This is a genomic window from Bacillus sp. ok061, assembly GCF_900108285.1.
Lineage (GTDB): Bacteria > Bacillota > Bacilli > Bacillales > Bacillaceae_G > Bacillus_A > Bacillus_A thuringiensis_S.
This window is the reverse complement of record NZ_FNUW01000061.1, coordinates 1,655-9,992: the sequence shown is the minus strand read 5'-3', so window position 1 is coordinate 9,992 and position 8,338 is coordinate 1,655. Positions and strand designations below refer to the sequence as shown.

Here is an 8,338-nt window from a genome sequence, read left to right as displayed (position 1 = left end):
ATTTTTTGTTAGACCTACCCGATCGCATACCTCTTCTAAAGATAAATAGCTCATATCTCACCTCATTCGAAACTTTCACTCTAGCTGTTCTTTAAATTTTCTTAGTTGATACTTTGTTAAACCGGTTTCTTTTACTACATCTGTGATTGAGTACTCCTTATACTGCAAATACTTAAATGGATTTTCCATATTACGTTCTCGCACCTTATTAAATGTACTCTTTTTCGATAAAGAATTCAATTGATCTCCTTTTTCTCGGATGGAATCAAAAATGGAGCAACCTTTACAATGTTTGTAGTTTCTCTGTTTTGCCTGTTCTTGCTCATCTGTACAATTCACTGATAGGTTGTTCAGAGGGCAAATTGAACAATGTGTACTTTCTAATTTATGGATTTCAGGTGAAATTTTCAGACGAAGATGAGTCAAAAAAAATCTCCTCCTACCGCATTTGGATTGAAATGTACAAAAAAATCAATTTAATATTTCCATTATACATTACCTAAACAGAAACGTTAAATTTTAAAGTAAAAATATAATTTTAATCATTTAAGTTTATACCACGATAAATTATAAGTTTATTGTGGTATAATTAGAATCATAAAAATTTATATAAAAATATTTGTTTACTATTTCATTCTATAAAAGGTTGTGTTTAAATTTGAATATTATAAATTACGAACATAATAACCAAATTGTAAAATCAAAATCAGATTTTTTTGATAGTAGTCATTTTGAAAACATTATGGGTTTAGGTATCCGTAATATTGATTATTCGCAATTAAGCGAAGAATCATTGGTTTATCTATTTTTACACGATGAGCCATCTTTAACCAAAAAAAGAAGTGAGCGAACCAAACAACAGTATCTGCACGATCTTTCTCATTTTCTTCGTTACATAAAAGAATCAATTGGAACCATCCAGGAATTATCCCATAATGAGATGGAAATCTATTTCTATGAATTAAGCAAAAAATATGCTGCCACTACATTACGCAAAAAGAAAACAGTGATTCAGCAGTTTTTAAAATATGTGTATGATAACAATGGACTCTCAGACAACTTTAGTAGTCGCCTTAAAAAAGTATCCGTAAAAAAAGAAGAGCTAGTCAATCGTGACCTTTATCCAGAAGAAGTTACCCAGATATTAGATGAACTGAAAAAATCCAACTATTTTGTTTACACTGCATTTTTCTTGTTAACTACAACAGGACTACGAATCGAAGAAATCGCAACTGCTAAATGGGCAGATTTGGTCTTTCATTCATCTTTAAATGCCTATCTACTTCGTGTTATTGGTAAAGGGAATAAAAGTAGGGAAGTTCGCATCTTTGAAGATGCATTGGATGCTTTATGCCATGTTCGAAGTTTACGTAAACAAACAACAGAACTAGATGCATCGAGTACCTCCGCTTTTCTCCCTAAAGCTGATGGATCTAATTATCGAGCGGACTATCTCTCTTCTCTTGTTGCCAAAAAAATAGAAGAAATAAATTTAGATTTTCTGCGTTACCGACAGGATAGAATCACTCCTCACACTTGTAGGCATTTCATGGCTAATTACTTAATGGAAAAGGGTGTTGAATTAAAAAAAATAAGGGACTATTTAGGGCATGAATCTATCATGACTACAGAACGTTATTTAAGAGAGCGTACAAGACGTCAAAACTTGGCCACAATAGATATAGGAAATTCATTATTTTAGTACGTATATAATAGGAAGAAACTCGATTTAATGTTTCAATTTTAGGAGTTAAAGTTTAATTTATTACTTGTCGTTAGATTGTGAATCTTTCACAATCATCTCACAAATTCCAAAATCGATAATTTGGAAATATCCCTAAAAACAACAAATGCGATTGCCTCTTTTGAGACAATCGCACCCGAATCATTTAAGAGTCAACCCATTCCACTTCCAGAGTCACTCATTCTAGCAAATAATTGTTCTGAATCTTTTTTCACTAAATTGTTTGGTTGCTCTTTACTACCAGCAGAGGTGTAGACAATTCCTGCTGCTAAAACGATACTAGTTAATACAACTAATATTTTCTTCATATAGCACCACCTTCGTACACTATACCATTTCTATCAAATTCTACCACTATTTTTTTAGGTAATCTACAATAGAACCTATTACTAGCACACTCTAGTACCATAATTGACTTTTCAATTAAAGAAATATCATTCTTCGATATTCCTAAATAACAATATTGCATTGGTGTTAGCATACCATTTTTCTTTTCTAAATCAATAAGGATCTCAACTGCATTTTTGTAATTCCCCTTAATAATCCCTAAAAAGGATTTTTCCGCAGAATGATATATAGTCTTCTTACAGAACAACATATATTTATATCCATTTATAATTTATACTTCTAATTTAGGGTTATATTCTATATACATTGGCATTTCTTCGTATAAGTTTACTGGTTCATTTGTTTGAAAATCTTCAATAAACCAACACGAAGGTAATATGTGCCCACATATAACGATAATACCAACACTCATCCCTCTCGCCCCTCATCATTCCTCATTGACTTCAATTGCTCCGTTTCTTTCTGTACCGATCTAATATCACGTTTTCCCATTATATCTTGTACAGAACAAAATATAATCCCGAATACAGAACATGCACAACAACCAATTAAGAAATCTAACCAATGCATTCCCTCACCCCTTCTCCCTAAATGCAACACGTTTGCGCTTATCTTTCCTTAACAACAAACAAGACGCCACCCAGATTACAGAATACTTCGTCACTCCTTTGCACACACTATTGTAAAAGGAGCATCTTATGAAATTCTTACAAATACTAATTATTATCTTTGCTTTTATCATTCTTACATGGATATGGTTTGCATAATTAAATAGAGCACCCATGCGCCCACCAGATCACCGCAGCGCCTACGATAATTGCTATTGATTTAATCATTATTTTCTCTTCATCATATGTTCAATAAGTTCTCCTCGGCTTACTGGTTCTTCATTAGAACTACTCATCAAAGCCCCTACACTAGCAATTACATCTCCTAGTTCTTCAAACGCTTTTGTGCATTTTTCAGCAGCTTGTGTTAATCGTTCAATTCTCTCCTGCGCTTCATCAGTATCAACACAGACTCTAATTTCTAATTTATTTCTAGGTTCTTTTACTTCCTCCATCATTCATCCTCCTAACCAAATGTCCATTTTGTTCAAGATAAAAGAGCGCCTGCAATAGACGCTCTTTCGAATTATTAGAGTATCGTTGACTCTTTTCCCTACCCTCGCCTTATTATATGTTAAAACAATTTCGATATGAATAAGATCATTTTAAAAGAGCACCCATAATTGGTAGGTGCTCTGATATATAAAGTGGTTTCCATCTACACATTCCAATATATGCACATCCATCTCGAAAGTCGCAAACAAAAAAGCACCTAATTAAGATGCCTTTTCGTCAAGTGTTAACGCGAGTAGCGAACACAATGAACCTTTCTCAGTGTCTGTTCAAAATTCTTGAATATACCTAATCCTTAATGTGTAATTTCTATATAACAAAGAAAATATACTAAGATTAGTAGTGCAGACCAAGGCATTGGTTCGCACTACTATTTTTTATATAGTAGAAGTGAAGAAAGGGTGGTGGGTGCTTTGGGATTTTGAATCTGTAAAAAAACTGACCTTCTTCACTTACCTTATTTGAATCAGTTTTTAGTATGTTGGTCCTGGAGATCGTGTATAAGAAATGGGAATCGATAAGTGTAAGATGAAGACTTCAATTTTCCATCAGGAGGAACTTTATGAGACACGTAATCACTATAAGCTGTCCATCCTCATCATCGCCTTCCAAAATTCCCTCCACTTTATCCCGACTAGCTTTCAGCCTGCAATGAATTACCAGTCACTTGTAACACAATGATTCATCTATATTGGAACTATCCTCTATTTCCCCACCTAATGCTTGTAGCCAATTCCCTGTAATCACTATTTTTTTGTGTTTCATCTTCAAAATCTGTAATGAGTCCTGTTATAACCGTTACATTACCAAGTGATTGGATTTTGCTCCCAATCAATTCAAGAGAGATATTCCTCCTTGCCCATCAGCTTCCAGACCGTTCCCTGTTGCCTGTAATACATTCCCCCATATATCCAAGTCTTTTCTTAATCCACTGTTCATTCTTTTAAAAGGTGTACTCCCAATCGCAGCAATAATTGTCCCTATTGCAATAAACCAAGCGCCAACTATCTCCTTAATCGAATCATCCATTCTCCATCTATCCCGTCATTAATTTATTACTTACAGGATATGAATTGGAACATCTTCATGTTGATAGCCTACTTCTCCCCCCTGAATAAAACTAAATATCCTGTCAATACTGTAGACACATGGTTATCTTTCTCCGATTTTCTTACATGAGCAGTTAGCTTTTGCTAGCTGCTCTCTTTATTTTTCCATCACCTTTTTTATGAAGCAACATACTTTGTATTGAACACTTTTCAATACACCTTCATAGAACCTGCTTAAATAGTTAACATTAACTCCGAGGAAGAGCACTGTTCGAAGGTGCTCTTTTTTCATCCGAATAATCTTCACTATTCTGTACATACTAATCATAAGCTGCTTTCTTAACAGTGATTGTAGCCTGAAGCCTTTTTTGGTAATGGAGCAGTTAGCTTTTACTAGCTGCTCTTTTTGTCGTACAAGTTCCTATTTGCTTTAAAATGAATAAACTATCTTGAACCTTACTTTTCATCCATTCACTGGTTCATGACTTACAAACACAACCCCAATACATGGAATGTTTTTATGCGAGCACTCTGGAACAAGTGCTCGTTTTACTTTGGTGTTTTTCTACAAAATGAAATTTTTGTTGTCATTACTCACCCATAGCCTTGTATTTTTTTAACATCCCATTCTTCCTTAAAACATTAACCAACTGCCTAATCGTCGTTTCCGTTCTACCTAGAGATAAAGAGATTCCCTTCACCTTTACGAATCCATAATACTTACATATGTAGGCTAATTCTTTCGTTGTGTATGGCTTCTTATGATTCGGATGGTACTTCATTCTGCCCTGGGCATCATATTGAATTTCCATCCTGATCACTCTCCCTTCAAATGACATTTTTATTTATTTGTATAAAAATCTGCCTAAATACCTAAAATAATTAAAAACTTAGGGGCTAATTAATGAAAACAACACTCCAAGTTCTTAAATGTTTATTTTGGGTAATTAGGGTTGCTCTCTTAATTATTTTAGATGTCTTCGGTATTTTCCCAGGATTATTCAAATAGCATTTTGATTAAAAACACTTTCTAAATAAATTGCATATACTAAACCGAATACTTTCTACAGTACCTTCACCTTTAGGGCTTCTTTCTCCCAAGGTGCTCTATTCATTTGTTGCTGGTTTCGAAAAATACTTTTCACCTTTCAACTGGACAAGCATATGTTATTGTATGGAGACTCTCCACTCATAGAAATCTACCTTTCTTATCGAAGAGCATGCTTATATGTGTGCTCTTTTTACTTACAATGAAATAACGATTTCGTCTAGCTTTCTAACCTTTTTGCTACCTAACATTCATGAATTCAGATATAATAAAATATATAGTTACAAAAATTTATTATTAGGAGGTGTAATGATGTCATTTGCAGCATGGAGTGCAATTTTTATGACTTTAATCGGAGCAATATTTGGTACACACTCTTCTAGAAAGAGTAAAAATGCCAACTAAAAAACCTAATAATTACACTGTAAAACTAAGGGGATATTAATAGTAATTTAGCCTTTAATTTCTATACCCTAAATAGAATGTTCCACATTATATAAATATTGGTACATCACAAACTATTAGTGGTGTATCTTTTTTATTTATAAGACCCCTACTAAACGACCTCTTATTTACCACTATAAGTAAAATGAGTTATTTTTTACAATAATTGTATACTTGTTGTAAAAACAGAACATACATTTGAAAGAGGGGATATTAATGAAAGAGTACACAGTCAAAGAAATTGCTGATCTTCTAGGGAAGCACGAAGAAACAGTAAAACGATGGATTCGTGCTGGTAAATTACCTAACTCATATAGAAACAGTGATAAAGAAGGTTGGAGAATCCCAGAAAGTGACTTATCAAATCTCAACAAAATTATTGTTCCTGTCGGAACAACAGAGCAAAACCCCTACGAGCAAGTAAAATCTGATGTTGATGATACAGGACTGATTAAGCTTGCTTATAAAGCTGTTACCCTAGCTTCACCCACTGAGGACATAATATCCATCCTTAATGTTGTAGGGATTAAACGAACACTAGAAATACTCCTTATCATCCAACAATCTCCTACAAAAGTGAAAAACCCAAATGGATTCATAAAAAAAGCCATTCGAGAAAATTGGAGTCCTGATTCTATTCTTGTGAAAATACCACGAAAACAAGGCAAACATTTATACGACCTCACTCAACAAGACTACAATCCAATACATAACAATGAGAGCAAAACATATAAGCAACAAGTTCATCTTTACAATTGGTTAGAAGATTAATTTTTAAAAGTGCAAAGAAGGTGACTGTTTATGACAACTAAATACTGGTATAGTTACTGCCCCGATGGTGTTAAAAGTCGGTATGGATTACTTGTATTTGACCATAGTAATCAGCCGTTTTACCGTTAACAAATTTTACCATGACTGCATTAGGAAAATAGACAATAGCTCTGCTCTATCATATTTACAATGCTTACTCCCTTTTTTAGTTGGCTCGAAACTTATCGTAACTACCAAGGAAACCATGTTCAATGGGCCGAGAGAGCTGAACAGCAAATCCTAAGCGATTGTGATCCCTACGATGTTGATTAATAATCTCAAGATCTTCTGCAGAGAATGTGTAATGCAGTGCTAGCTCATGTTCTGCTTCAACAGAAATATATAATAGTTCTTCCCTTTGTACAGGTGTGAGAAGTTCTTTTCCTCTCATAATATTTCCTCCATTTATAAAAGTAATGAGGTTATTTGTTAATGTATCGATACAATGTTGTTTTACTTAGACCGGTAGCCTCTGTAATTTGTTTAATGCTATATTCTTTACTTTGATACATTTTAAGAGCCATTTCTACCTTATCTGTATGTTTTTGTGGTCTTCCCCCTAGCATTAGATGTATCAATGTTGTCATGAATAGAAATAAAATCTACACCAAGTTCTTTGAATTTTTCTCTTAACTCAATTAGGTGTTTTGTAGATCGAGAAATTCGATCAAGTTTGTAAACGACTATTTTATCGCCTTTACGTAATACCTTTAGCAACTCTTCGAGCTGAGGACGATCTTTTTTTGTCCCTGTCATTTTCTCTTGATATAACTTATCTATACCATATTGTTGCAAAGCATCTATATGCATATCAAGATTTTGCTCTTCTGTGCTGACACGAGCATAACCAAAAATCAAATTGTTTCACTTCCTATCTACATATACCGGCCTTTGTGTAGAAATGGAACATGATAACGCAACAAGCATTAGGGCACATCATATGGTATAGCGATTGATTAAGTTAATCCTAGTTATACTAAGGTTTTGTGTGCATTTAAGTTAACTTAGAACGGCGATGTCATTTGAGCAAACCTAGATAAATTTAATACTTAATGTCCTATAAGTATCATTAGCAGACATCGTAATACCCAAAATCGGTCTTTCATGTCCACTAACATACGAAATACCCCAATCCACTCATTTTTGAGGGGATTGGGGTGTTGGGAATTAGTCAACTCCTTAATGCTCACTTCGTTCCACTTACCGTTGACTAATGCTATAAATTTAAGCTTGTAATACACTTTATCTAAACCAATTATAAAGTATTTAATAGAATTAATCTTAAAGCACCTGTTGGTGATTGAGATTGCGCTAATGGTTGTTCTGGTAATAAAGGAACAGTATCAGTCCCTACATTTAGTATTGATATTCTATCACCTGCATTTAAAGTAATAATTGTAGAAATCGTAACAACTCCACTTATATTACCACCAGAAACTACTACTGTACCATGATTATAATATGGTACGCTAGAATTACCACCATTAACTGAAACAACAAAATCACCTGTTCCAGAATTAATATCTGTTTGTACCCTTGCATCAATAGCATATGTTCCACTTTGATTTACTGTAATAGAACCATCTCCATTTACAGTAAATGCACCAGGTGTATTAAATGGACTAGTGCGAGGTGTTGGTATAATCGCACCTGAACCAACTGAGGTATTAAAACCTGTAAAGGTTCCTGCAACAACTTGCTCTGTAGGTCCTGTTGGACCTGTTGCCCCGGTTGCTCCCGTTGCTCCTGTTGCTCCGGATGGACCTGTTGCTCC

General features: G+C 34.2%; 8 protein-coding genes and 5 pseudogenes. 2 read left to right on the top strand and 11 right to left on the bottom strand.

Annotated features, from left to right (window positions below; all coding sequences use genetic code 11):
• Positions 1 to 75: 75 nt before the first annotated feature.
• Positions 76 to 426, bottom strand: coding sequence for a transposase (locus tag C4S65_RS33185; protein WP_103945900.1), 351 nt, complete (start codon positions 424 to 426; stop codon positions 76 to 78).
• 232 nt (positions 427 to 658) lie between these two features.
• Between C4S65_RS33185 and C4S65_RS33180 the strand changes: the two genes are divergently transcribed.
• Complete coding sequence (locus tag C4S65_RS33180; protein ID WP_076775905.1) at positions 659 to 1,702, top strand: site-specific integrase; 1,044 nt, start codon at positions 659 to 661, stop codon at positions 1,700 to 1,702.
• Positions 1,703 to 1,896: 194 nt separating this feature from the next.
• Here C4S65_RS33180 and C4S65_RS34810 read toward each other — a convergent pair whose 3' ends face one another.
• The 7 genes and pseudogenes from C4S65_RS34810 to C4S65_RS33145 all read right to left on the bottom strand — a co-directional run bounded on the left by C4S65_RS34810 (position 1,897) and on the right by C4S65_RS33145 (position 5,074).
• On the bottom strand, positions 1,897 to 2,052 hold the full coding sequence (locus C4S65_RS34810) for a hypothetical protein (RefSeq protein ID WP_181032175.1): 156 nt from the start codon (positions 2,050 to 2,052) through the stop codon (positions 1,897 to 1,899).
• A pseudogene (locus C4S65_RS33175) lies at positions 2,049 to 2,321 on the bottom strand (AimR family lysis-lysogeny pheromone receptor); the annotation flags it as partial. The gene C4S65_RS34810 and the pseudogene C4S65_RS33175, both read right to left, overlap by 4 nt.
• A gap of 42 nt (positions 2,322 to 2,363) precedes the next feature.
• The gene (locus tag C4S65_RS34805; RefSeq protein WP_181032174.1) at positions 2,364 to 2,504 is read right to left on the bottom strand and encodes a hypothetical protein; all 141 of its coding nucleotides are present in this window, start codon (positions 2,502 to 2,504) and stop codon (positions 2,364 to 2,366) included.
• Positions 2,501 to 2,662, bottom strand: coding sequence for a hypothetical protein (locus tag C4S65_RS34800; RefSeq protein ID WP_181032173.1), 162 nt, complete (start codon positions 2,660 to 2,662; stop codon positions 2,501 to 2,503). Before C4S65_RS34800 ends, C4S65_RS34805 begins: the two co-directional genes overlap by 4 nt.
• Before the next feature lie 265 nt (positions 2,663 to 2,927).
• On the bottom strand, positions 2,928 to 3,155 hold the full coding sequence (locus tag C4S65_RS33165; RefSeq protein WP_103945898.1) for a hypothetical protein: 228 nt from the start codon (positions 3,153 to 3,155) through the stop codon (positions 2,928 to 2,930).
• Between the two features lie 628 nt (positions 3,156 to 3,783).
• Positions 3,784 to 4,242 (bottom strand): annotated as a pseudogene (locus tag C4S65_RS35745) (hypothetical protein); the annotation flags it as partial.
• A gap of 610 nt (positions 4,243 to 4,852) precedes the next feature.
• Positions 4,853 to 5,074: a DNA-entry nuclease gene (locus C4S65_RS33145; protein ID WP_103945897.1), complete on the bottom strand. Its 222-nt coding sequence runs from the start codon at positions 5,072 to 5,074 to the stop codon at positions 4,853 to 4,855.
• Positions 5,075 to 5,970: 896 nt separating this feature from the next.
• Between C4S65_RS33145 and C4S65_RS33135 the strand changes: the two genes are divergently transcribed.
• Positions 5,971 to 6,525, top strand: coding sequence for a helix-turn-helix domain-containing protein (locus C4S65_RS33135; RefSeq protein WP_103945895.1), 555 nt, complete (start codon positions 5,971 to 5,973; stop codon positions 6,523 to 6,525).
• 262 nt (positions 6,526 to 6,787) lie between these two features.
• Here the strand turns inward: C4S65_RS33135 and C4S65_RS33130 are convergent.
• From C4S65_RS33130 to C4S65_RS34795, 3 pseudogenes are all read right to left on the bottom strand, one after another.
• A pseudogene (locus C4S65_RS33130) lies at positions 6,788 to 6,955 on the bottom strand (DUF4158 domain-containing protein); the annotation flags it as partial.
• Positions 6,956 to 6,986: 31 nt separating this feature from the next.
• Positions 6,987 to 7,422 (bottom strand): annotated as a pseudogene (locus C4S65_RS33125) (recombinase family protein).
• 397 nt (positions 7,423 to 7,819) lie between these two features.
• Positions 7,820 to 8,338: pseudogene (locus C4S65_RS34795) on the bottom strand (hypothetical protein); the annotation flags it as partial.

Bases quoted from the DNA above. Each gene is read 5' to 3' on its own strand.
- C4S65_RS34810 (WP_181032175.1), bottom strand. From the start codon at position 2,052: ATGAAGAAAATATTAGTTGTATTAACTAGTATCGTTTTAGCAGCAGGA.
- C4S65_RS34805 (WP_181032174.1), bottom strand. From the start codon at position 2,504: ATGAGTGTTGGTATTATCGTTATATGTGGGCACATATTACCTTCGTGT.
- C4S65_RS34800 (WP_181032173.1), bottom strand. From the start codon at position 2,662: ATGCATTGGTTAGATTTCTTAATTGGTTGTTGTGCATGTTCTGTATTC.
- C4S65_RS33165 (WP_103945898.1), bottom strand. From the start codon at position 3,155: ATGGAGGAAGTAAAAGAACCTAGAAATAAATTAGAAATTAGAGTCTGT.
- C4S65_RS33145 (WP_103945897.1), bottom strand. From the start codon at position 5,074: ATGGAAATTCAATATGATGCCCAGGGCAGAATGAAGTACCATCCGAAT.
- C4S65_RS33135 (WP_103945895.1), top strand. From the start codon at position 5,971: ATGAAAGAGTACACAGTCAAAGAAATTGCTGATCTTCTAGGGAAGCAC.